Annotated in this window: 18 protein-coding genes and 1 pseudogene; 10 read left to right on the top strand and 9 right to left on the bottom strand. The window is 73.0% G+C overall.

Annotated elements, in window-relative coordinates; translation table 11 throughout:
• Positions 1–18: 18 nt before the first annotated feature.
• Positions 19–792, top strand: coding sequence for a MerR family transcriptional regulator (locus tag ACGFWJ_RS29105; RefSeq protein ID WP_392954885.1), 774 nt, complete (start codon positions 19–21; stop codon positions 790–792).
• Here ACGFWJ_RS29105 and ACGFWJ_RS29110 read toward each other — a convergent pair.
• Positions 789–2,073 (bottom strand): annotated as a pseudogene (locus ACGFWJ_RS29110) (amidohydrolase); the annotation flags it as partial. The gene ACGFWJ_RS29105 and the pseudogene ACGFWJ_RS29110 overlap by 4 nt on opposite strands.
• A 375-nt stretch (positions 2,074–2,448) precedes the next feature.
• Between ACGFWJ_RS29110 and ACGFWJ_RS29115 the strand changes: the two are divergent.
• Positions 2,449–3,672 carry a beta-ketoacyl-[acyl-carrier-protein] synthase family protein gene (locus ACGFWJ_RS29115; RefSeq protein WP_392954933.1) on the top strand — a complete coding sequence of 408 codons (1,224 nt, stop codon included), beginning with the start codon at positions 2,449–2,451 and terminating at the stop codon, positions 3,670–3,672.
• 79 nt (positions 3,673–3,751) lie between these two features.
• On the opposite strand, the gene ACGFWJ_RS29120 is transcribed toward ACGFWJ_RS29115, so the two are convergent.
• The gene (locus ACGFWJ_RS29120; RefSeq protein WP_392954887.1) at positions 3,752–4,738 is read right to left on the bottom strand and encodes a hypothetical protein; all 987 of its coding nucleotides are present in this window, start codon (positions 4,736–4,738) and stop codon (positions 3,752–3,754) included.
• Positions 4,739–4,865: 127 nt separating this feature from the next.
• Between ACGFWJ_RS29120 and ACGFWJ_RS29125 the strand changes: the two genes are divergently transcribed.
• Positions 4,866–6,035: a methyltransferase gene (locus ACGFWJ_RS29125; RefSeq protein WP_392954889.1), complete on the top strand. Its 1,170-nt coding sequence runs from the start codon at positions 4,866–4,868 to the stop codon at positions 6,033–6,035.
• Positions 6,036–6,178: 143 nt separating this feature from the next.
• Complete coding sequence (locus tag ACGFWJ_RS29130) at positions 6,179–7,123, top strand: rhomboid family intramembrane serine protease (RefSeq protein WP_392954891.1); 945 nt, start codon at positions 6,179–6,181, stop codon at positions 7,121–7,123.
• Positions 7,124–7,174: 51 nt separating this feature from the next.
• Here the strand turns inward: ACGFWJ_RS29130 and ACGFWJ_RS29135 are convergent, their stop codons facing one another.
• The gene (locus tag ACGFWJ_RS29135) at positions 7,175–8,635 is read right to left on the bottom strand and encodes a PLP-dependent aminotransferase family protein (protein ID WP_392954893.1); all 1,461 of its coding nucleotides are present in this window, start codon (positions 8,633–8,635) and stop codon (positions 7,175–7,177) included.
• Between the two features lie 223 nt (positions 8,636–8,858).
• Between ACGFWJ_RS29135 and ACGFWJ_RS29140 the strand changes: the two genes are divergently transcribed.
• The 3 genes from ACGFWJ_RS29140 (at position 8,859) to ACGFWJ_RS29150 (ending at position 11,773) form a co-directional block, all read left to right on the top strand.
• On the top strand, positions 8,859–9,806 hold the full coding sequence (locus tag ACGFWJ_RS29140; protein WP_392954895.1) for an EamA family transporter: 948 nt from the start codon (positions 8,859–8,861) through the stop codon (positions 9,804–9,806).
• An 82-nt stretch (positions 9,807–9,888) separates the two neighbouring features.
• The gene (locus ACGFWJ_RS29145; protein WP_392954897.1) at positions 9,889–10,719 is read left to right on the top strand and encodes a polysaccharide deacetylase family protein; all 831 of its coding nucleotides are present in this window, start codon (positions 9,889–9,891) and stop codon (positions 10,717–10,719) included.
• A 61-nt stretch (positions 10,720–10,780) separates the two neighbouring features.
• Positions 10,781–11,773: a ketopantoate reductase family protein gene (locus tag ACGFWJ_RS29150; protein WP_392954899.1), complete on the top strand. Its 993-nt coding sequence runs from the start codon at positions 10,781–10,783 to the stop codon at positions 11,771–11,773.
• A 31-nt stretch (positions 11,774–11,804) separates the two neighbouring features.
• On the opposite strand, the gene ACGFWJ_RS29155 is transcribed toward ACGFWJ_RS29150, so the two are convergent.
• Positions 11,805–12,623, bottom strand: a complete 819-nt coding sequence (locus ACGFWJ_RS29155; RefSeq protein WP_392954901.1) for an SDR family NAD(P)-dependent oxidoreductase — start codon at positions 12,621–12,623, stop codon at positions 11,805–11,807.
• Between the two features lie 239 nt (positions 12,624–12,862).
• On the opposite strand from ACGFWJ_RS29155, the gene ACGFWJ_RS29160 reads away from it, so the two are divergent.
• Positions 12,863–13,726: a 3-hydroxybutyryl-CoA dehydrogenase gene (locus ACGFWJ_RS29160; protein WP_387643003.1), complete on the top strand. Its 864-nt coding sequence runs from the start codon at positions 12,863–12,865 to the stop codon at positions 13,724–13,726.
• 73 nt (positions 13,727–13,799) lie between these two features.
• Here ACGFWJ_RS29160 and ACGFWJ_RS29165 read toward each other — a convergent pair whose 3' ends face one another.
• Both ACGFWJ_RS29165 and ACGFWJ_RS29170 read right to left on the bottom strand, forming a co-directional pair.
• Positions 13,800–14,186 carry a hypothetical protein gene (locus tag ACGFWJ_RS29165; RefSeq protein ID WP_392954903.1) on the bottom strand — a complete coding sequence of 129 codons (387 nt, stop codon included), beginning with the start codon at positions 14,184–14,186 and terminating at the stop codon, positions 13,800–13,802.
• A 205-nt stretch (positions 14,187–14,391) separates the two neighbouring features.
• Positions 14,392–15,216, bottom strand: coding sequence for a chitosanase (locus ACGFWJ_RS29170; RefSeq protein ID WP_392954905.1), 825 nt, complete (start codon positions 15,214–15,216; stop codon positions 14,392–14,394).
• Positions 15,217–15,406: 190 nt separating this feature from the next.
• On the opposite strand from ACGFWJ_RS29170, the gene ACGFWJ_RS29175 reads away from it, so the two are divergent.
• Positions 15,407–15,895 (top strand): GNAT family N-acetyltransferase, encoded by a 489-nt coding sequence (locus ACGFWJ_RS29175; RefSeq protein WP_387643006.1) that lies wholly within the window; start codon positions 15,407–15,409, stop codon positions 15,893–15,895.
• On the opposite strand, the gene ACGFWJ_RS29180 is transcribed toward ACGFWJ_RS29175, so the two are convergent.
• The gene (locus ACGFWJ_RS29180; protein ID WP_392954907.1) at positions 15,876–17,123 is read right to left on the bottom strand and encodes an MFS transporter; all 1,248 of its coding nucleotides are present in this window, start codon (positions 17,121–17,123) and stop codon (positions 15,876–15,878) included. The genes ACGFWJ_RS29175 and ACGFWJ_RS29180 overlap by 20 nt on opposite strands.
• A 152-nt stretch (positions 17,124–17,275) precedes the next feature.
• On the opposite strand from ACGFWJ_RS29180, the gene ACGFWJ_RS29185 reads away from it, so the two are divergent.
• Positions 17,276–17,665, top strand: a complete 390-nt coding sequence (locus ACGFWJ_RS29185; RefSeq protein ID WP_392954909.1) for a hypothetical protein — start codon at positions 17,276–17,278, stop codon at positions 17,663–17,665.
• Between the two features lie 78 nt (positions 17,666–17,743).
• Here ACGFWJ_RS29185 and pheT read toward each other — a convergent pair whose 3' ends face one another.
• Positions 17,744–20,254: a phenylalanine--tRNA ligase subunit beta gene (pheT, locus tag ACGFWJ_RS29190; protein ID WP_392954911.1), complete on the bottom strand. Its 2,511-nt coding sequence runs from the start codon at positions 20,252–20,254 to the stop codon at positions 17,744–17,746.
• On the bottom strand, positions 20,254–21,375 hold the full coding sequence (pheS, locus tag ACGFWJ_RS29195) for a phenylalanine--tRNA ligase subunit alpha (protein ID WP_030464253.1): 1,122 nt from the start codon (positions 21,373–21,375) through the stop codon (positions 20,254–20,256). Before pheS ends, pheT begins: the two co-directional genes overlap by 1 nt.
• Positions 21,376–21,393: the final 18 nt, after the last annotated feature.

Below are 21,393 nucleotides of genomic sequence, written 5' to 3' on the forward strand. Positions count from 1 at the left end.
GTAGAAAAGTTTCAAATCATGGCGCTGCGGCCGATCGATCTGGCCCGGGAGCACGGCCTGTCCACCCAGGCGGTGCGCAACTACGAGGAGGCGGGCATCCTGCCGCCCGCCGAGCGGTCCCCGTACGGGTACCGGCAGTACGGGGAGCGGCACGCCGTCGCGCTCCGCGCGTTCCTGGCCCTGCTGCCGGGGCACGGCCACCGCGCGGCCGGCGCCATCCTGTGCGCCGTCAACACCGGGGAGTCGGAGGAGGCGCTGCGGCTGATCGACGACAGCCACGCCCTCCTCGCCGAGGACCGCCGCACCCTGGACGCGGTGCGCACCGCACTCGATCACCTGCCCCCGCGCCAACCGGCCGCCACCGAACCGGCCCAACCAACCGTCACCCAACCGGCCGCCACCGAACCGGCCCAACCGGCCCAACCGGCCGTCGCCGAGAGCGAATTCACCCACATCGGCCCGCTCGCCCACCGCCTCGGCCTGCGCCCGGCCACGCTGCGCGAGTGGGAACGCGCGGGGCTGGTCACCCCGTCCCGCGACGCCCGCACGGGCTACCGGACGTACACGCCGGACCAGGTCCGCGAGCTGCTGATCGCCGAGCAACTCCGGCGCGGCGGCCACGGGTTGGCCCGGACGGCCGAGATCCTGCACCGCCTGCGCTCGGCGGGCCACCCGGATGCCGTCCGCCCCACCCTGGCCGCCTGGCAGGACCGCCTCACCGCCCGCGGCCGCGCCCTGCTCTCGGGCGCGGCCGCCCTGGACCTCTACCTCAACCAACCACAAGAACCTTAGATCTGACGGTTCGTCACCAAACCACCGGACATGGTCATCGGCACGGCAGACCTGCGAACTCATCGGCCTGCGCGGTCAGCGGGTCGAGTGCGAAGGCGGTGAGGTCGGCGCGCAGCCCGGGCACGATACGGCCGGTGCGGTCGAACTCGCCTGCGGCGCGGGCCGCGTGGGTGGTGTAGCCCTCCAGCGCCACCAGCGGGGTGAGCCCCTGGCGCAGGGCGACGGGCGCGGTGCCGGCGTGGCGGCGCAGCTGCGCGTAGGCGAGGACGCCGCGCGGGCCGTGGTGGGCGATGGGCCAGTCGGAGCCGAGGGCGAGGGTCGCGCCGCTGTCGCGCAGGGTGCGGCAGATCCAGGCGCGTTCGGCGCGTTCGGCGCGTTCGACGCCGAGGCGGGTGGACCAGGCGTCGGTGTGGTCGGCCCGGGTGTACGCGGAGTGGGTGGGCTGCGTGGACGGGGGACGCCCAACTCGGCGAAGCGCAGCGCCTGTTCGTCGCTGAGCGTCTCGATGTGCTAAATCCGGCGCCGGCCCCGGGCGGTGTACGGCAGTGCGGCGATGGTGTCGAGGACGTGCCGCACGCCCGCGTCACCGATCGCGTGGGTCGCGGTGCGCACCCCGTAGGCGTCCAACTGCCGGACCACGTAGGTGTATTCGGCGGGGTCGAGCCACAGCGCGGCGGCGCCCTCGCCGTGGCAGTCGGGGCGTTCCAGCCAGACGGAGCCGCCTTCGACGGTGCAGTCCATGAACAGCTTCACCCCGCCGACCAGCCAGTTGCGGCCGGACTCGCCTTGCAGGTCGGCGAGTTGGCGCAGGTCGGCGGCGCTCGCGCCGGGCATGCACCAGGGGACGATGCGCAGCCGCAACGGCAGGGGGCGGTCGGACTCGATGGCGCGGACCAGTTCGAGGATGTCGCCGCCGGCGTCCATCACGTGCGCGCCGGCCAGGCCGCGGGCGGCCATGTCGAGCAGCAACGAGTGCAGCGTGTCCCGGCGTTCGGCGAGCGGGCGGCTGGGCATGACGGCGGTGACGAGTTCCATCGCGGCGAACTCGATCAGGTGGCCGGTGGGGGTGCCGCCGGGGTCACAGACCACGGTGGCGCGCTGGGCGAACTCGCGCGGCCCGGTGACGCCGGCGGCGCGCAGGGCGGCGCCGGTGACGAGCGCGGAGTGGCCGTCGTAGAGCCGGATGAACACCGGCACGCCGGGGCCGACCATGTCCTCGATCAGGGCGCGGTGCACGGGCCGGTCGCCGAACACGTTGTGGTCGAGGTTCCAGGCGAGCAGCGAGGCCAGGATGCTGGTGACGATCAGTACGGGCATCAGGTCCGCGGCCCAGCCGCCGACGTACTGCTCGATGGCGGTGAAGAACAGGCCGCCGGGGTCCTGGGCGGCTGCGGCGACCACCTCGGCGTCGCCGTAGGCCCACGCCGCCCTCCTCACCCGGGCCCGCACCCTGCTCCCCTGAGCCCCTGAGCCCTTCCCGGCGAACCGTCGACTCAATCTGTCCGTTCCCTCCAAATTCGCCGGACGCGAATCAGTCCCGTTCAGTACCCCAACCCCCCATCCTCCCTTGGCAGAGTGGCCATCACCGACCGACCCGGCCGAACGCCGGGGCGGAACTTGTTGTGCCATCACTACAAATGGAGCTGCACCGTGCGCATGGAATCCGACAGCGTCACCGACCCCGTTCTGGTCACCGGCTTGGGCGCCACCACCCCGCTCGGCGGCACCGCCCCCGCCACCTGGCAGGCCATGCTGGAGGGCCGCAACGGCATCCGGGCCATCGAGCGGGAGTGGACGGCCGAGATGCCGATCCGGATCGCCGGGCAGCTCGCCGTCGAACCGTCCGAGGTGCTCGACCGCATCGAGGCCCGACGCCTCGACCGCAGCGAGCAGTTGGCGCTGATCGCGGCCCGCGAGGCCTGGGCGGACGCGGGCCGGCCCGAAGTGGACGGGGAACGTCTGGCGGTAGTGATCGGCACCGGCACCGGCGGCGCGGTCACCATGCTGGAGCAGGACGACGTGCTGGAGCGCTCCGGCGTCCGCAAGGTCTCGCCGCACACCGTGCCGATGCTGATGGCCAACGGTCCGGCCGCCTGGGTGTCGATCGACCTCGGCGCCAAGGCCGGCGCCCACACCCCCGTCAGCGCCTGCGCGTCCGGCGCGGAGGCCGTCGCACTCGGCCTGGACCTGATCCGCCTCGGCCGCGCCGACGTGGTGATCGCCGGCGGCACCGAGGCCTGCCTGCACCCCCTCCCGCTGGCCGGCTTCGCCCAGGCCCGCGCACACTCCCTGCGCAACGACGACCCGGCCCACGCCTCCCGCCCCTTCGACCTCGACCGGGACGGCTTCGTCATCGGCGAGGGCGCGGCCGTCCTGATCCTGGAACGCGCCTCACTCCGCCCCGGCCGACGCGCCTACGCCACCCTCGCCGGCGCCGCCGTCACCTCCGACGCCCACCACATCACCGCCGGCCACCCCGACGGCCAGAGCCGCGCCATCCGCCGCGCCCTCGCCGAGGCCCGCATCGCCCCGGAACAGATCGGCATGGTGCACGCCCACGCCACCTCCACCCCCAAGGGCGACCTCACCGAAGCCGAAACCCTGGCCCGCGTCTTCGGCCCCCACCGCCCCGCCGTCACCGCCACCAAGTCCATGACCGGCCACCTCTTCGGCGCGGCCGGCGCCCTCGCCGCCCTCGCCACCGCCCGCTCCCTCCGCACCCAACTCGTCCCGCCCATCCGGAACTTGACCACCCCCGACCCCGCCGCCGACCTCGACCTGGTCACCACCACCGCCCGCCCCGTCACCACCGCCGCCGCCCTCACCAACGCCTTCGGCTTCGGCGGCCACAACGCGAGCCTGATCTTCACCACGGCCTGACGCCCGGCCCGGCCCACGCCGGAAACGGCCCGGCCCGACCCGCCCCGAAAGCCGCCCGCCCGCGCCGGAAACCGCCCGGCTATCCGGCCCGCAGGGCGCGGCGGCGCAGCCGCTTGTAGGCGGTGCCCCGGCCGAGGCTGGTGAGGGAGCGGAGGTAGGCCCAGGGATGTTCGCTGGCGTAGCCGTTGAGCGCCCTGAAGTGCGGTGCGGCCAGGGCGTGTTCCTCGGCGAGTCCGAAGACGGCCGCGAAGAAGCCGTGGGCCTCGATCGCCGAGTAGCCGCCGCGGAACTCGGGGTGGAGGACGGATGCCCGTGCGGCGTCGACGAGTTCGGCGACGACCTCGGGCCGGCGCAGGTGGGCCGGGTCCTTGTCGCCGCCGACGTTGAGCCAGCGTTCGAGGTGCGCCTGCGCCACCAGGACCGGGTCGAGGCCGCCGGGGTCCGCGGCGCCGCGGCACTCCCGGGCGAAGGCGAACGCGGCGTCCCAGGATCCGCCCCACTTGGGCAGCAACTGCTGGAGCAGCTGGGACTGGCCGGCGTAGTCGTGCGGCTGGTGCGCGGCGAGCCGCTCGTAGCGGGTCCTGGCCCGGGCGATGCCGAGTTCGAGGCCGCGGGCCGTGGTGAGCCGGAGCCGCCACGCGTCGGCGTTGCCCGGTTCCTCCGCGACGACCTCGGCGAGCAGCTTGTCGGCGATCTTCAGGCGGCGGTGGAAGAGCTCGAAGGACTCGGCATCGACGTACTTCGCCCGGGCCGCACCGCGCGCCTCCCAGGCCTGGTGGACGTAGTAGCAGCCGTGCAGCACCCGTGGCAGTGTGCTCCCGGGGTGCTCGGCCGTCATCCGTTGCAGGAACGCGCCCGCGTCCGGCGTCTCGGCGACGACGTACGCGGCGGTGGCGCGGTCGGCCGGGTCGGTCAGCCCGCCCAGGAAGGCCGCCACCTGCTCCCAGCGCTGCTGCTGGACGGATTCGCGCAGCGCCGCGAGTTCGGGGAAGGCCTTGAGCCGGTCGAACTCCGGGGACCGGGCGGGCGGTGCGGCCGGTATGGACGGCGGCGGGGTCGGTGACATGCGGGGGATCTTAACGATCATCCTCGCCCTCGCGATCGCCCCGTCCACCGCCGTTACTGCCCCGACCGCCCCTCCCCCGCCGTCGCCGTCCGGCCGCCCCCAGCGCCTCCGATAGCCTGGGGGCACGATGAACAACTCTTTCACCACCGCCTGGGGCACCTTCGAGCTGGCCCGATTCCCGGAGAACCCGCGTGAGCAGCTGCGCGCCTGGGACGCCGCCGACGAGTACCTGCTGCGGTACCTGAAGGAGGGGCCGGAGAACGGCGGCCCGGTGCCGCTGGACGGCGCGGTGGTGGTGCTCGGCGACCGCTGGGGCGGCGTCTCCACGGCACTCGCGGGAGCGGCCGGAACGCTGACGGCGATCACCGACTCGTACCTGTCCGGCCGGGCGATCACCGCGAACCTGATCCGCAACGGCCTGGACCCGGCGCTGGTGGACGTCCGCACCACCCAGGACGCACCCCCGTCCCGCATCGACGTCCTGCTCGTCCGGGTGCCCAAGAGCCTGGCGCTGCTGGAGGACCAGCTGCACCGCCTGGCACCCGCCCTGCACGAGGGCACCGTGGTGGTCGGCACCGGAATGGTGACCGAGATCCACACCTCCACCCTCCAGCTGTTCGAACGGATCCTCGGCCCGACCCGCACCTCGCTGGCGGTCCGCAAGGCCCGCCTGATCCACACCACCCCGCAGCCGGAGCTTGCTCGCCCGGCCAACCCGTGGCCGCTGCGCTACCGGCTGCCGGACGGCATCGGCGTGCTCTCGGGCCGCCAAGTCGCCAACCAGGCAGGCGTGTTCTGCGCGGACCGCCTCGACATCGGCACCCGGTTCTTCCTCCAGCACCTGCCCGACCTGCAGGACGCCCGCCGGGTCGTCGACCTCGGCTGCGGCAACGGCATCGTCGGCACCGCGGCCGCACTGACCGCCCCGCACGCCGAACTCCTCTTCGTGGACGAGTCGTTCCAGGCGGTGGCATCCGCCGAGGAGACCTTCCGCACCGCCCTCGGCCCGGACGCCCGCGCCGAATTCCTGGTCGGCGACGCCCTCGCGGACATCCCGGACGCCTCGGTGGACGTCGTCCTGCTGAACCCGCCGTTCCACTCCCACCAGGCCACCACGGACGCCATCGCCTGGCGGATGTTCACCGGCGCCCGCCGGGTGCTGCGCCCGGGCGGCGAGCTGCGCGTGGTCGGCAACCGGCACCTGGGCTACCACGTCAAGCTCCGCAAGCTGTTCGGCAACTGCCGTACGGTGGCGGGCAGTCCGAAGTTCACCATCCTCAGCGCAACCCGCCGCTAGCTCCCGACACGCCCCGCCGGCAGCCCGGGCAGGGCTGACCTCCCACCCGTCCGGGCCGTGCTCTAGGGTGAGCGCCGATTCGCCGTGGATCATCGCCGTGGACGCCCCGCGGCCGAGCACCACCGCCCAGGGGAGGCCCGTTCATGGACGCCGCAGAACCCGCCCCGGGAGCCCCCGCTCCCGAGGCGCCGTCACCGACCTGCTTCCGGCACGCCGACCGCGAGTCGTACGTCCGCTGCACCCGCTGCGACCGCCACGTCTGCCCGGACTGCCGACGCGACGCCGCGGTCGGCTACCAGTGCGTGGAATGCGTCAAGTCCGGCCACCAGAGCGTCCGTCAGGCCCGCACCGCGTTCGGCGGCCGGATCACCTCCCGGCCCTACGCCACCATGGTGTTGATCGCGCTCAACCTCGCCGCGTACGTCCTCGAACTGGTCCGCCCGGAGACCATCCAGCGGTTCGGCATGCTCGGCTCGGCGCTGATGCTGCGCAACCCGGGCGAGGACCCCACCGACATATCGGCGTTCTACCAGGCCGGCGTGGCCCACGGCGAGTGGTACCGGCTCCTCACCGGCGCCTTCCTGCACCTCTCGCCGACCGCGGACTCCTCCTTCGGCCCGTTCGCGATCGCCCACATCGTCTTCAACATGTACTGGCTCTGGTCACTCGGCTCGGTCATCGAGGACCGTCTCGGCGCCCTCCGCTTCACCGCCCTGTACCTGCTCTCCGCCCTCGGCGGCGACGTCCTGGTCTACCTGATCGCCCCCAACAGCCTCGCCATCGGCGCCTCCGGCGCGATCTTCGGCCTGGCCGGCGGCTACTGGATCCTCAGCCGCCGCCAGGGCTACGACCCCCTCGGCGGCAACCAGATGCTGATCACCATGGTGATCTGGATGGCCGTCTCCGCGAGCTTCACCTCCTGGCAGGGCCACCTCGGCGGCCTCCTCACCGGCCTCGCCTCCGGCGCCGCCATCGCCTACGCCCCCCGCCACCAACGCGGCGTGGTCCAACTCGTCCTGCTGACCGTCGTCCTGCTCGTCCTCGTCTTCGCCGCCGTCGCCAACACCTACCAGCTGCTCACGACCTGACGCTCCGTCAGCCTTGCCGCCGCCGAGGTACAACCCGGCGGCGGCACCCCGTCAACCCACCTCCCGCACCGCCTCCCCGAGCAGCGCAGCCTCCCCGAGCAGCGCCGCCGCCTCCCGCGCCGCCTCCCCGAGCAGCGCCGCCGCCTCCCACAGCCGCTGCTCCGCAACTCCCGCATACCCCAACGCAATTGCCGGCCGCCCGGGCCCCAGCCGCCCCGGCGCGACCGTCGCCACCCGCACCCCGCGCCGCAGCGCGGCACCCGCCACCGCACCCTCCTCCACGCCGTCCGGCAGATCCGCGTACAGGTGCAACCCGGCCGCGACGCCCCGCAGTTCGGCCTGCGGAAGGTGCTGCCTCAGCGCGGCCGCCAAGGCATCGCGGCGGGCCCGGTAGCGGGGGCGGACGGAGCGCAGGTGACGGTCGTAGCCGCCGCTCTCCAGCAGGGCGGCGAAAGCGAGTTGGTCGATCGCACCGGTCCCGAGATCCGCGTACCGCTTGGCGTCCGCGAACTCCTCCACCAGGTACTCCGGCAGCACCGCCCAGCCGAGCCGCAGTCCGGGCGCCAAGGTCTTGCTGAGCGAACCCAGATACACCGTCCGCTCCGGCGCCAACCCCTGGACGGCGCCCAGCGGTTCACGGTCGTAGCGGAACTCCGCGTCGTAGTCGTCCTCGATCACCAGCCCGCCGGCCCGCGCCCACGCGGCGAGTTCACTCCGCCGACGCGCCGACAGCACCACCCCGGTCGGATACTGGTGCGCCGGGGTGACCAGCACCGCGTCCGCACCACTGGACGCCAACTCCCGCACCACCAAACCCTCTTCGTCCACCCGCACGCCCACCGGCCGCGCCCCGTGCGCCCGCAGCAACTCCAGTGTGCCGGGCGAACCGGGATCCTCCACCGCGATCCGCCGCCGCCCGCCGGCGGCCAGCACCTGCAACAGCAGCGCCAGCCCCTGCCCCACCCCGCTCACCACCGCCACCCGCTCCGGCCGCGCCACCACCGCCCGCACCCGGCCCAGGTACGCCGCCAACTCCCCACGCAGCTGCGGAAGTCCGGCCGGATCCGAGTACCCCAGCTCACTGTTCGCCGCCCCCAGCAACGCCCGCCGCACCGCCGCCGCCCACGCCGCCCGCGGAAACACCCCGAGATCGGGCGTCCCGGGCTTCAGGTCGTACCGCACCTCGGCCGGCGCCGCCCGCTCCACCCACCCCGGCCCGGCCGCCGCCACCCCCGCCGCGACCCGCGTCCCCGACCCGCGCCGCCCCACCAGGTAACCCTCCGCCGCGAGTTGCTCGTACGCCTCCACCACCACCCCCCGCGACACCCCCAACTCCGCCGCCAGCACCCGACTCGCCGGCAACCGCTCCCCCGCCCCCAACCGCCCGTCCCGCACCGCCGCCCGCAACCCCCGCGTCAACCGCCCCGCCAGATCCCCCGCCCCCTCCCCCCACTCGACCAACAACTCCCGCACCCCACCGGAAGACGCCCCCGACCCCACCGAATAACCCATACCCGCCATCATGCGACAGGCCCCACCAGGGGCCCGTGGGGGCACCTCCCGGCCCGCCAGGGGCCGGGGGAGAACGGCGGGGCCAAGTCTGCCGGCGATCAACGGGGCGCGAAAAGGCCCCGAAGTTTCTGGTCCCCGTCTCCGACCCGCGCCAAAGTGGTCCTCTCCACCAGCCCACAGGTGGCCCTGGGAACCAGACCACCCCGCCCCTAGCGTCACCACCATGCCCACCACCACCGCCCCAGCCGCAACACCCCCGCACACCGCAAGCTCGCGACTGCCGGGTTCCCTCCAAGCCGCCGCCGCCATGACCCTCCTCGGCTGCTCCACCGGCGTCACCGCCGCCCTCTCCTCGTACCCGCTCGCCGCCGGCCAGGCCCTCCGCTACGCCCTCGCCGCCGCCGTCCTCCTCCCTCTCGCCCGCCGCCAGGGCCGCCTCACCAGACGGCTGACGGCACGCGAACTGGCGCTCCTCCTCGCTCTCGCCGCCACCGGCCTCTTCGCCTTCAACCTCCTGATGGTCACCGCGTTGCGCCACACCGACCCGGCAGTGGTCGGCAGCATCGTCGGCTGCACCCCGCTGCTGCTGGGCGTCCTCGGACCGCTCCTCGCCCGCCGCCGCCCCGCCGCCCGGCTGCTCGCGGCGGCCGCCCTGGTGGTGGTCGGTGCGGCTCTCACCCAGGGTTTCGGCTCCGGCGACACCCTCGGACTGCTCTGCGCCACCGGCACCTTGCTCTGCGAGGCCGCGTTCTCCCTCCTCGCCGTTCCGCTCCTGCCCCGTCTCGGACCGGTACGCGTCTCGGCATACACCGTCGCCCTCGCGGTCCCGCTGTTCGCCGCGACGGCCGCCCTCTCCCCCACCTCCCCGCGCCCGCCGACCGGGACCGAGCTGCTCGCCTTCCTCTACCTGTCGCTGCTGATGACGTGCGTCGCCTTCCTGCTCTGGTACTCGGCCCTGACCCGGCTCACCCCGGAGCACGCCGGCCTGTTCGGCGGCCTGATCCCGCTCACGGCCACCCTCTCGGGCGCCGTCCTCACCGCCACCGCCCCCACCCCGCTCCAACTGCTCGGCGCCACCCTGGTCACCGCCGCGCTCCTCCTCGGCCCACCCCGCCCCACGAAGCACTCGCCCACCACCGAGCACCCGGACCCCAAGCACCCAACTCCCTGACCCGCCACCCGAAACCGAAACCCCACTCGTCCGGACGGCAGCCGCTGCCACACCCCGAGGGCTCTGCGTAGGGTGGGCCGCGATGACACTCGACCGCCGCAGTGTTCTGCGTTCCTCCGCCCGGCTGGCTGCTCTCACCGCCACCGTCGGCCTCACCGCCACGTGCAGCGCCGCCACCGACGGAAACCGCAACGGAGCCGCCTCCGTCGCGGCCCGCCCGCAGCCCTCCCACCTCGCGGAGGACCCGAGCCCGTCCCCGTCCGCCGCCCCCGAGACCGAAGAGGCCCCCGCCCTCCCCCCGCTGGCTCCGGACACCCCGCAGGAAGTGGTCACGGGGCCGCACAGCCGCCCGCAGCTCGCCCTGACGTTCCACGGGCAGGGCGACCCGGCGGTCGCGACGGCGCTGCTGACGGCGGCCGAGCAGCGCGGGGCGCGGCTGACCGTCCTGGTGGTGGGCAGTTGGCTGGACGAGCAGCCGCAGATGGCGCAGCGGATCCTCGACGGCGGCCACGAACTGGGCAACCACACCCAGAACCACCTGGACATATCCGCGATGCGCCCGGACCAGGCCCGCGACGAGATAGCCCAGTGCGCCGAGCGCCTGCAGCGCCTGACGGGGTCGATAGGCCGCTGGTTCCGGCCGTCCGCGGCGCAGTACGCGACGCAGATGGTGAAGGACCAGGCGCAGCAGGTCGGCTACCAGCACATACTGTCCTTCGACATCGACCCGCTGGACTACACCGACCCGGGCTCGGACGTCGTCACCCAGCGCGTCCTGAAGTCGGCGGCGGCCGGTTCGGTGGTCGCCCTGCACATGGGCCACCAGGGCACCGTGACGGCTCTGCCCGCCATCCTCGACGGACTCGACGCCAAGGGCCTGCACGCGGTGACAGCCTCCGAACTCTGCTCGTAGCAGACGCCCCAAAAAGCACCGGGCCTCAACTCCCGCTCCCCGCCCGTGCGATGCTCACCCCATGCGCTATCTCTTCCTCGGCGCCGGCGCGGTCGGCGGCACCATCGGCGGACGTCTGCACCAGAGCGGCCACGACGTGGTCCTGGTCGCCCGCGGCCCGCACCTCACCGCCCTGCGCAAGGACGGCCTGCGCCTGACCACCCCGGACGGCACGCACCACCTGCCCGTCCCGGCGATCGGCGGGCCGGACGAGATCGACCTGATGCCGGACGACGTACTGGTGCTGGCGGTGAAGACCCAGCATTCGACGGAGCTGCTCGACCAGTGGGCGCCCCGCCCGGTCGCCGGCGGCGGCACGGCGGGCGAGCGCCTGCCGCTGGTGTGCGCGCAGAACGGGGTGGAGAACGAACGGATCGCGCTGCGCCGCTTCGCCCGGGTGTACGGGATGTGCGTGTGGCTGCCGTCCACGCACCTGGAGCCGGGCCGGGTCTCGGCGGCGGGCTCGCCGCGCTCGGGCATGCTGCACCTGGGCCGCTACCCGCAGGGAACCGACGGCCTCGCCGACCGGATCGCCGCCGATCTCACCGCCTCGTTCTTCGACGCCCCGGTGACCGACCGGGTGATGGAGTGGAAGTACGCGAAGCTGCTGGGCAATCTCGGCAACGCACTGGAGGCGGTGGCCGGACCGATCGACGGCGAGCTGCGCGAGCAGGTGTGGCAGCGCGTCCAGGCGGAGGGCCGGGCGGTGCTGGCGGCCGCCGGGATCACCCACCCGTCCTCGGACGAACAGCGGGCCACCCGCGCCAACCGCGTGACGCTGGTGCCGCTCAACGGCGAGCAGCGCGGCGGCGGCTCCTCCTGGCAGAGCCTGATGCGCGGCACCGGCGACATCGAGGCGGACTGGCTGAACGGCGAGATCGTCCTGCTCGGCCGCCTGCACAACATCCCGACCCCGGTCAACGCGGCCCTCCAGCAGCTCGCCGGCGCCTTCGCCCGCGAGGGCCGCCCGGCCGGCTCACTCCCGGACGCCGACTTGGCCGCACTCCTCCTCTAAAACGTCCTCCTCTAAAACGCTCAGCACACCGTCACGCCATCGGATCATCGGGCCCGTACGGCCGCAGCCGCAGCGTCCGCGCGTCCGCCTCCCGCATCGCCTCGGCGGACGCGACCAGCGTCTCCAGGTTGTCCCGCCCGGCGTGCAGGAAGCGTCCGTGCAGCGCGTCGAAGCGCCCGCGGGCGGCGTCCACCGTGACGGCCACCATGTAGGGAATGGAGCCCCACTCGCTCCGGTCCCGGAACATCGGCATGTCAGCGGTCATGTCCGTCCGGACGGCGCCGGGGCTGATGTCCAGCACCACGATGCCGTGCTGCCCGACCGAGTCGGCGATGTTGTCGGACAGTTGCAGCAGCGCGCCCTTGGAGGTGGCGTAGGCGGTGTAGTTGCCGTCGGGGCGCAGCGCGAATCCGCTGTTGAGGTTGACGACCCGGCCGCGGCCGCGTTCCACCATTCCGGGCAGGACGTGGCGCAGCAGGTTGTAGGGGCCACGCAGGTTGGTCTCGACGACCTGCCACCACTGCGCGGGGTCGGTCTCCCAGATCGGCACTTCGTCGCGGTCGACCTGCCCGGCGTTGTTGACCAGCAGGTCGACGGGGCCGAGGTCGTGTTCGACGGCGCGGACGGCTTCGCGGACGGCGCCGGGGTGGCTGACATCGGCGGTGACGGCGACGCCGCGCGATCCGTGCCGGACGCACTCCTTGAGCGTGGCGATCAGCGTCTCCTGGGTGCGGCCGATCAGGCCGACGGCCATGCCCTCGGCGGCGAGGCCGATGGCGATCTCCCGTCCGATGCCGCGCCCGGCACCGGTGACCAGCCCGACCTGCCCGGCAAGTGATCCGGTTCCCATCTGCCTGCTCCCTCCTACGGCTGAACGTTCGCATTCTGGTGCCCGGCCGCGAAGCGCGAACGGGCGCACCGCCGATGCTCACCCGTTCGGAAGAGCGAAGCCGGGCACAGGTCCGGGGTGAACGAGCGTTAAGCCAGGTAGTACCGTCGTCCGGGCGGACTCGCCGGGCCCCGACCGGGGCGCGGTGGCCGTGACACCACCGGCTGGGTGACCCCCAGCTCCACGTGAAGGGCATCTGAGTGAGTGACATCGCGCGTGTCGGAGTAGTCGGCTGCGGCCTCATGGGGTCGGGCATCGCCGAGGTCTTCGCCCGTTCGGGCCTGGACGTGCTGGTCTCGGAGGCCAGTGGCGAGGCGCTGGAGCTGGGCCGGACCCGGCTGACCAACTCCCTGGAGACCGCGGTTCGGCGCGGCAAGCTGACCGAGGAGCAGCGCGACGAGGCGCTGTCGCGGCTGGCGTTCACCACCGAGCTGGCGGACTTCCACGACCGGGACCTGGTGGTCGAGGCGGTCGCGGAGCGCGAGGACATCAAGATCAAGATCTTCCAGACGCTGGACCAGGTGGTGAGCCGCCGGGACGCGATCCTGGCTTCGAACACCTCCTCGATCCCGATCGTGAAGCTTGCTGCGGCGACCAGCCGCCCCGAGCAGGTGATCGGCCTGCACTTCTTCAACCCGGCGCCGGTGCAGAAGCTGGTCGAGGTCATCCCGACGCTGACCACCTCGGCGGAGACCACCACCCGGGCCGAGCAGTTCGCCGTCGAGGCGCTCGGCAAGGAGCCGATCCGCGCCCGCGACCGGGCCGGTTTCGTGGTCAACGCACTGCTGGTGCCGTACCTGCTGTCCGCGGTGCGGATGTTCGAGTCCGGCGTGGCCACGGCGGCGGACATCGACAAGGGCATGGAGGCCGGCTGCGCCCACCCGATGGGCCCGCTGCGCCTGTGCGACCTGATCGGCCTGGACACCATCGTCTCGATCGCCGAGTCGATGTACGACGAATACAAGGAGCCGCTGTACGCGGCCCCGCCGCTGCTGTCGCGGATGGTGGACGCGGGCCTGCTGGGCCGCAAGTCCGGCCGCGGCTTCTACGACTACACCGCATAACTCCGACCGCCCCCTTCGGCCGCCCCTTCCGCGAACCAGCAGGGGCGGCCGAAGGCGTTTCAGTGCGCGGCTCTCAGGGCGTGGCGTAGCGGGCGATGTCCACGACCCGGCAGCTGACCGGGCCTTTCGGGTCCGCGGTTCCCTGGGCCTGCTCGACGGCGTCCTGCGCGGGGGCGAGGGAGCTGGCGGCGGCGACGCCCTCGGTGATCTGGCGGCCGGCGTTGTCCAGGAAGGCGATCTGCACCACGTAGTTGCTGATGGTGGCGGTGTGATTGGTGATCCGGACGGTGGCGGCGGGCCAGTGCAGTTCGTCGTCGACGGCGCAGGCGGTCAGCTCGACGTCGCCGGTGCCCCGGTCGATCTCGTAAGCGAGTCCGGGCCCGCCACGGGCCGGTGCGCAGCCGCTCGCCGCGAGAACGACGGCCAGGCAGGCGGCGGTGACGGTCGCTCGGATGCGCATGGCTCCCCCTCGGAAACGGGCGCGGGTCGAGGCCGACGCTACCGACCGGCCGGGGCACGGCGTCCCAGTTGTGTCCGAGTTGTAATAACCGTGCGCACCAAGTGTGTTGACGAACCATCGACAACACCGTCGACAGCACCCGACGGCCCGGCCCCCGCAGCACCGCACGGAAGCCGGGCCGTCAACAGCCGCCCCTACAACCCGATCAGCTGTTGATCTGGTACGAGTCGCCGTACACCTTCCACTTCAGCGGCGGGTTGAGGTCGAAGTTCTTGGCGTTCAGGAACACCCGCTGCTCGGTGTCGACCCGGCTGGTGTCGGCGTGCGCCTCCTCCTGCTTCATGATCACCTTGCGGACGTCCAGGAAGGCGTTCAGGTAGGTCGCCTCGTCGCCGCCCTGGGCGGGCGTCTTGGCCTTCTTCATGGCTGCGGCGCGGATCCCGCCGAAGGAGTCGGAGCTGCTGCCGGGGCCGTGCATCACGATGGCGTCGTAGTAGATGAACTGGCCGAGCGCCCGCAGCCCGTCGGACTTGGCCTGCTTCACCGAGGGGTTGAAGTACACCCGGTCGCGCTCGTCGTTCTGCGCGGTCTGGAAGACGGTGTCCTTGGCGGCGGTCTTCCAGTCGTTGACGAAGGCGGTGCCGAGGCCGGAGTGCGAGGAGCTGCCGTTGACCTTCTTCAGCGCGGGCAGGTACTTCGCCAGCACGTTGCCGGACTTCAGGTCGGTGTAGTGCTGCACCAGTTCCAGCATGTCGCCGGTGCCGGAGCAGAAGCCGATGATCCCGGCGGTGTAGCCGCGGCCGTCGCCGATGTCCTCGATGTACTGGTACTGGGCCTTCCAGTCCAGCGAGGAGTTCTCCGCCGAGGAGACCAGCTGCATGGCGATCTCCTTCTTGTGCGCGTCGTCCAGCCCCACGGACGCCGCGGCGGCGGTGCCCGCCCCGGCGGTGGCCAGGGTGAGCGGGATGGCGGCGAACAGGACCGCGAGGGCGGCGCGGGTGGTGCGGTGCTTGGTCTGCATCTGACGCATCTGACACTCCGTCGGCCGGCTGCGGGCATGGGAGGACCCACAGGAGAGGGTTAGGAAAGTTTCCTAACAGGGATTGAAGCGTCCACCTCGCGACCCCGCAAGACGTCCGGCAGCATCTGACGGGTACTCGCCAAAGAATGCGGCGGAAAACCGCTCGCCACCGCCGGCGAGCACCGCCATGCTGGCCCGAATGATGATCCGCGACGCCAACTCCGAGGACTGGCCGGCCATCTGGCCGTTCTTCCACCGCATCGTCCGCGCCGGCGAGACGTTCACCTACCCGGTCGACCTCACCGCCGACACCGCCCGCGACTGGTGGATGCTGACCGCGCCGAACCGCACCGTCGTCGCCGTCGACGACGACGGCACGGTCCTCGGCACCGCCAAGATGAACAACAACCAGTGGGGCAACGGCGCGCACATCGCCAGCGCCAGCTTCATGGTCGACCCCGACCACGCCGGCCGCGGCACCGGCCGCGCCCTGTGCGAGCACACCCTCGACTGGGCCCGCCAACAGGGCTACCGCGCCATGCAGTTCAACGCCGTCGTCGCCAGCAACGCCCCCGCCGTGCACCTGTACGAGTCACTCGGGTTCACCGTCCTCGGCACCGTCCCCGAGGGCTTCCGCCACCCCACCCTCGGCCTCGTCGGCCTGCACATCATGCACCGCCCGCTCTGACCCCACCCGCCGCAGCCGCCGCCTCCCGCCGCACCGCCCGGCGGGAGGCCACCGTCACCACCAGCGAGAGCGCGGCCAGCAGCCCGATCGCCCACCCCGGCTCCACCACCTGTGCGAGCGCGCCCCCGACGGCCGCGCCGATGCCCTGCCAGGTGATCCGCCCGGCCGACTCCACGCCCTGCACCTGCCCGCGTTCCGCGTCCGGCGTCAACGCCAGCAGCCGTTCCTGCAACGGCAGCGTCGCCGCGAACCCCACCCCGGCCACACCCACCGCGAGCACCGCCACCGCCACCGGCGGGCGCGGCGCCAGCAGCAGGAACGGCCCCGCCAGCAGCAGCCGCAGCGGATACGCCCACCGCGCCCGCCCGGCCTCGTCCAGCAGCCGGCCCACCACCAGGTCGCCCAGCAGCATCCCGGCCGAACCCGCCGCCAGCAGCAGGCCGGCCGAGGCGGGCGCGTACGGCAGCAACAGCGCCTCGCAGCCCACCACCAGCCCGTTCGGCACCCACAGGTTCAGCAGCAGCGCCCGCCGCCCCGGACGGCCCAGCAGCGCCACGTTGCCCTGCCAGGTCTCCCGCAGGCCCGGCCGGCGCGCCGTCCGCACCGAACGCTCCCGCACCGTCGCCGCCACCACTGCGGTCGCCAGCGCCGCCAACACCCCGGCCAGCACGAACACTTGGGACGGGCTCAGCGCCGCCAGCAACGCCCCGCCGAGCGCGAACCCGAGCACCGACGCGCCGCCCGCCGTGAGGTTCATCAGCGACCGGGCCGGCGCGTAGCCGGAGGCCGGCACGATCTCCGCCAGCAGCCCCATCCGCGCTCCCGTGCCCAGCGACTGGAAGAACCCCACCACCAGCAGCAGCCCGAACCGCGCCACCAGCGGCAGCCCGGGCACGGCCTGCGCCGCCACCGCCACCAGCGACAGGCCGTGCAGCGCCACCAGCGTCCGCCGCGGCCGCCCGCCGTCCGCGACCGACATCAGCGTCAACGCGCCCGCCACCGCCGCGAACGACGACCCGAACATGCTCAGCGCCGTCAGCAACGGCGACCCGGTCCGCGCCTGCACCAGCGAGCCCAGCGCGAAACCCGACAGCGTCCCCGACGCCGCCGTCAGCGAGAAACTCGCGTACAGCCCGGCAAACTCGCGCTGCCGCAGCAGCGCCAAGTACCCCACCGGGCCGGACGATTCAGCGGCACTCCCCGTACCCCACACCGTGTCAGAAGTCATGAAAAAAGCCTCCGACGCTGCCGCGGGGGCGCGTTCGAAGGCTGTCAGGGGGAACATAGCAGCCCGGCCGGCCGGTTCGTCAACCGTGTTGTCCCGCACACCTTTTCGGTACCGGCCGCGCCCCGCGCCGCTGTTCTGGCACAGTGTCCCCCATGCGATCCGTCATCACCCGAACCGCCCTTGGCTGCCTGGCCCTCGGCGTCGCCCTCACCCTCACCTCGTGCGACTTCCCGGGCTCCAAGAGCAGCGACAAGAAGCCCGCCGCCGCCGCGTCCCCCTCGGACGACAACTGGGACCAGGCCGTCGACGCCGAGATCAACATGCTCAACGGGCTGAAGGATCTCGACCCGGACCTGATCAAGGACCAGCAGACGGCGATCGACGCCGCCGGCGAGGTCTGCAAGGAGATCAAGAAGTCCAAGGGCAGCGACGCCGGCCTCGGCCAGGTCGCCGCCACCAAGTTCGCCGAGGCGAAGAGCGGCCTCACCGCCGCCGAGGGCGACAAGATCGTCACCGTGCTGAAGGACACCACCTGCAAGTAGCGCACACACGACGGAGCCCCGCCGCGCCGCGACCCGAAGGTCCCGGCCCGGCGGGGCTCCCGTCCGTAGCGGTAGCCGTCAGGCCCCGCGCAGCACCGCGCCGGTGCGCTCCGCGGCCACCGCGACGGCCGACTCGCGGGCCGCCGACGCCTCGTCCGCGGTCAGCGTCCGGTCCGCGGCACGGAACCGCAGCGTGTACGCCAGCGACTTCTTGCCCGCACCGGCCTGCTCGCCCGTGAACACGTCGAACAGCCGCAGCGACTCCAGCAGTTCGCCCGCGCCCTCGCGCAGCGCCGACTCCACGTCCGCCGCGTGCACGCCCGCGTCCACGATCAGCGCCACATCCTGCGTCGCCACCGGGTACGCCGAGACCGGCGGGCCGGACACCCGGCGGCCGTCCTCGAACACCAGGTCCAGGTCGATCTCCATCGCGCTGGTGCGCTCCGGCAGGTGCAGCGCCTTGATGACCCGCGGGTGCAGCTCACCGGCGTGGCCGACGACCTCGTCACCGACCAGCAGCTCGGCGCAGCGGCCCGGGTGCCACGGCGCGTACTGCGCCTGGCGGACCGTCAGCTCCACACCGGCCGCCGCGGCGACCGTGCGGGCCGCCTCGATGGCGTCCGCCCAGCCGGACGGCGCGCCCTTGCCCCACCAGCCCGACGGCAGCCGCTCACCGGTCAGCGCGACGGCGACCCGGCGCGGCTGGTCCGGCAGCGCCGCGTTCAGCTCGGCGAGCTGCTCCTCGGTCGGACGGCGGTCCACCGGCAGCCGCGGCGCGACCTTCGGCTCGGCCTTCGGCAGGAACACCGTGCCGGTCTCGAACAGCGCCAGGTCGGTGTTGCCGCGGCCCACGTTGCGGCGCAGCGCGCCCAGCAGACCCGGCAGCAGCGTGGTGCGCAGCGCCGGCTCGGCGTCGTTCAGCGGGTTGACCAGCTTGACGGTGCGACGGCGCGCGTCGTCCTTGTCCAGGCCGAGGCCGTCGAACGCGGCGTCGCCGACGAACGGGTACGCGTTGATCTCCACGTAGCCGGCGCCGGCCAGTGCCACGCCGACCCGGCGGTGGAAGCGCTGCGCCTCGCTCAGGCCGCGGCCCGGCGGGACGACCGGCATCCGGGCGGGGACGTTGTCGTAGCCCTCGAGCCGGACGACCTCCTCGACCAGGTCGTACGGGTCGGTCAGGTCGGGCCGCCAGGACGGCGGGGTGACCTCCAGGACGTCCGCTCCGGCGACGCCGCAGCCGACCTCCTGCAGGCGGCGGGTGACGGTCTCGCGGCCGTACTCGGCGCCGGCCACCCGGTCGGGCAGGTCGGCGTCGATGGTGATGGTGCGCACCGGGCGCGGGGCGGCGATGTCGGTGACACCGGCCTCGGCGGTGCCGCCGGCGATCAGCACCAGCAGGTCCACGGCGCGCTGCGCGGCGGCCCGGGTGGCCTCGGGGTCGACGCCGCGCTCGAAGCGCTTGGACGCCTCGGAGGGCAGCTTGTGGCGCTTGGCGGCGCGGGCGATCGCGACCGGCTCGAAGTGCGCGGCCTCGATGATGATCTCGGTGGTGCCGGTGACGGCGCCGGTCTCCGGGTCGGTGACCGGCTCGAGGATCTCGGTGGCCGCCCCGCCCATCACACCGGCCAGGCCGATCGGGCCGGAGTTGTCGCAGATCAGCACGTCCTCGGCGGACAGCTTGCGCTTGACGCCGTCCAGCGTGGTCAGCGTCTCGCCCTCGGTGGCGCGGCGGACCTGGATCGGCCCGTCCACCCGCTCGCGGTCGTACGCGTGCAGCGGCTGGCCGACCTCCAGCATCACGTAGTTGGTGATGTCCACGGCCAGCGAGATCGGGCGGATCCCGGACTTCTGCAGGCGGCGCTGCAGCCAGATCGGCGACTTCGCGGCCGGGTCGACGCCGGTGACGGTGCGCGCCACGAAGCGGTCGCAGCCGATCGGGTCGGCGACCTTCACCAGGTAGCCGTAGGAGTTGGCCGGCGGCACGTCCAGCAGCGCCGGGTCGGCCAGCGGCAGGCCGTACGCGGCGGCGGCCTCACGGGCCACGCCGCGCATCGACAGGCAGTAGCCGCGGTCCGGGGTGACGGCGATGTCGAGGACCTCGTCGGCGAGCTGGAGGAGCTCGATCGCGTCGGTGCCGGCCTCGTACTCGGGCGGCAGCACGATGATGCCGTCGTGGTCCTCGCCCATGCCGAGCTCGCGGGCGGAGCAGATCATGCCGGCCGAGGTGTGGCCGTAGGTCTGCCGGGCGGAGATCGGGAACGGGCCGGGCAGCACGCCGCCGGGCAGGATCACCACGACCTTGTCGCCGACCTGGAAGTTGGTCGCGCCGCAGACGATCTCCTGCGGCTCGCCGGTGCCGTTGGCGTTGCCCACGTTGACGAAGCAGTGCCGGATCGGCTTCTTGAAGCCGGACAGTTCCTCGATGGAGAGGACCTCGCCGACCACCAGCGGGCCCTTGATGTCGGTGCCGAGCTGCTCGACCGTCTCGACCTCGAGACCCGCGCGGACCAGTCGGGCCGCGACGTCGCGTCCGGTCTCACCCGCCGGCAGGTCGACGTACTCACGCAGCCAGGAAAGCGGGACGCGCATCAGATCTCCATCCCGAACGGGAGGGTGAAGCGGACGTCACCCTCGACCATGTCGCGCATGTCGGCGACGTTGTGACGGTTCATCAGGATCCGCTCCAGGCCCAGGCCGAACGCGAATCCGCTGTAGCGGTTCGGGTCGATGCCCGCGGCGACCAGCACCCGGGGGTTGACCACGCCGCAGCCGCCCAGCTCGATCCAGCCCTCCGAGGAGCAGGTCCGGCACGGACGGTCGGGGTTGCCCACCGAGGCGCCGCGGCACACGAAGCACTGCAGGTCGATCTCGGCGCTCGGCTCGGTGAACGGGAAGTACGAGGGCCGCCAGCGCAGCTCCAGGCCGCCGCCGATCAGCTTCTCCACCAGCACCTCGATGGTGCCCTTCAGGTGGCCGAAGGTCAGGCCCTCGTCCACCGCGATCGCCTCGACCTGGCGGAACACCGGGGTGTGCGTGGCGTCCAGCTCGTCGGTCCGGTACACCCGGCCCGGGCTGACCGCGTACAGCGGCGGCTCGCCGGCCAGCATCGCCCGGATCTGCACCGGCGAGGTCTGGGTGCGCAGCACCATGCCGGAGTCGGCGGTGCCGTCGGGGGCCTCGACGAAGAAGGTGTCCTGCATCGAGCGGGCCGGGTGGTCGGCGTGCAGGTTGAGGGCGTCGAAGTTCAGCCACTCCGCCTCGACCTCGGGGCCGGACGCCACCTGGTAGCCCATCGCGACGAAGGTGTCCTCGATGCGCTCGGCGAGCGTGGTCAGCGGGTGCCGGGCACCGCGCGGGACGCGGCCGTAGGGCAGCGTGACGTCCACTGCCTCCTCGACCAGCACCCGGGCGTCGCGCTCCGCCTCCAGCTCGACCTGCCGCTTGGCGAGGGCCTGGTTGACCGCTCCGCGGGCCTGGCCGATCAGCTTGCCCGCCGCGGCCTTGGCCTGCGGGGGCAGCGCGCCGATCTCACGGTTGGCGAGCGAGAGCGGGGAACGGTCGCCGGTGTGCGCGACCTTCGCCTGCTTGAGCTCGTCGAGGTCGGCGGCGGCGGCGAAGGCGGCGATCGCCTCGTCCCGGGCCTGTTCCACCACCTCGGGCTTGAGGGCCTCGACCTCGACCGGGTCGTACGACTTGTTGGGTGCCGACATCTCTATGCTTCCCGTGCT

This window comes from Kitasatospora sp. NPDC048407, from assembly GCF_043200475.1.
GTDB lineage: Bacteria > Actinomycetota > Actinomycetes > Streptomycetales > Streptomycetaceae > Kitasatospora.

Coding starts and splice junctions, on each gene's coding strand:
- ACGFWJ_RS29105 (WP_392954885.1), top strand. CDS start 19: ATGGCGCTGCGGCCGATCGATCTGGCCCGGGAGCACGGCCTGTCCACC.
- ACGFWJ_RS29115 (WP_392954933.1), top strand. CDS start 2,449: ATGGAATCCGACAGCGTCACCGACCCCGTTCTGGTCACCGGCTTGGGC.
- ACGFWJ_RS29120 (WP_392954887.1), bottom strand. CDS start 4,738: ATGTCACCGACCCCGCCGCCGTCCATACCGGCCGCACCGCCCGCCCGG.
- ACGFWJ_RS29125 (WP_392954889.1), top strand. CDS start 4,866: ATGAACAACTCTTTCACCACCGCCTGGGGCACCTTCGAGCTGGCCCGA.
- ACGFWJ_RS29130 (WP_392954891.1), top strand. CDS start 6,179: ATGGACGCCGCAGAACCCGCCCCGGGAGCCCCCGCTCCCGAGGCGCCG.
- ACGFWJ_RS29135 (WP_392954893.1), bottom strand. CDS start 8,635: ATGGGTTATTCGGTGGGGTCGGGGGCGTCTTCCGGTGGGGTGCGGGAG.
- ACGFWJ_RS29140 (WP_392954895.1), top strand. CDS start 8,859: ATGCCCACCACCACCGCCCCAGCCGCAACACCCCCGCACACCGCAAGC.
- ACGFWJ_RS29145 (WP_392954897.1), top strand. CDS start 9,889: ATGACACTCGACCGCCGCAGTGTTCTGCGTTCCTCCGCCCGGCTGGCT.
- ACGFWJ_RS29150 (WP_392954899.1), top strand. CDS start 10,781: ATGCGCTATCTCTTCCTCGGCGCCGGCGCGGTCGGCGGCACCATCGGC.
- ACGFWJ_RS29155 (WP_392954901.1), bottom strand. CDS start 12,623: ATGGGAACCGGATCACTTGCCGGGCAGGTCGGGCTGGTCACCGGTGCC.
- ACGFWJ_RS29165 (WP_392954903.1), bottom strand. CDS start 14,186: ATGCGCATCCGAGCGACCGTCACCGCCGCCTGCCTGGCCGTCGTTCTC.
- ACGFWJ_RS29170 (WP_392954905.1), bottom strand. CDS start 15,216: ATGCGTCAGATGCAGACCAAGCACCGCACCACCCGCGCCGCCCTCGCG.
- ACGFWJ_RS29175 (WP_387643006.1), top strand. CDS start 15,407: ATGATGATCCGCGACGCCAACTCCGAGGACTGGCCGGCCATCTGGCCG.
- ACGFWJ_RS29180 (WP_392954907.1), bottom strand. CDS start 17,123: ATGACTTCTGACACGGTGTGGGGTACGGGGAGTGCCGCTGAATCGTCC.
- ACGFWJ_RS29185 (WP_392954909.1), top strand. CDS start 17,276: ATGCGATCCGTCATCACCCGAACCGCCCTTGGCTGCCTGGCCCTCGGC.
- pheT (WP_392954911.1), bottom strand. CDS start 20,254: ATGCGCGTCCCGCTTTCCTGGCTGCGTGAGTACGTCGACCTGCCGGCG.
- pheS (WP_030464253.1), bottom strand. CDS start 21,375: ATGTCGGCACCCAACAAGTCGTACGACCCGGTCGAGGTCGAGGCCCTC.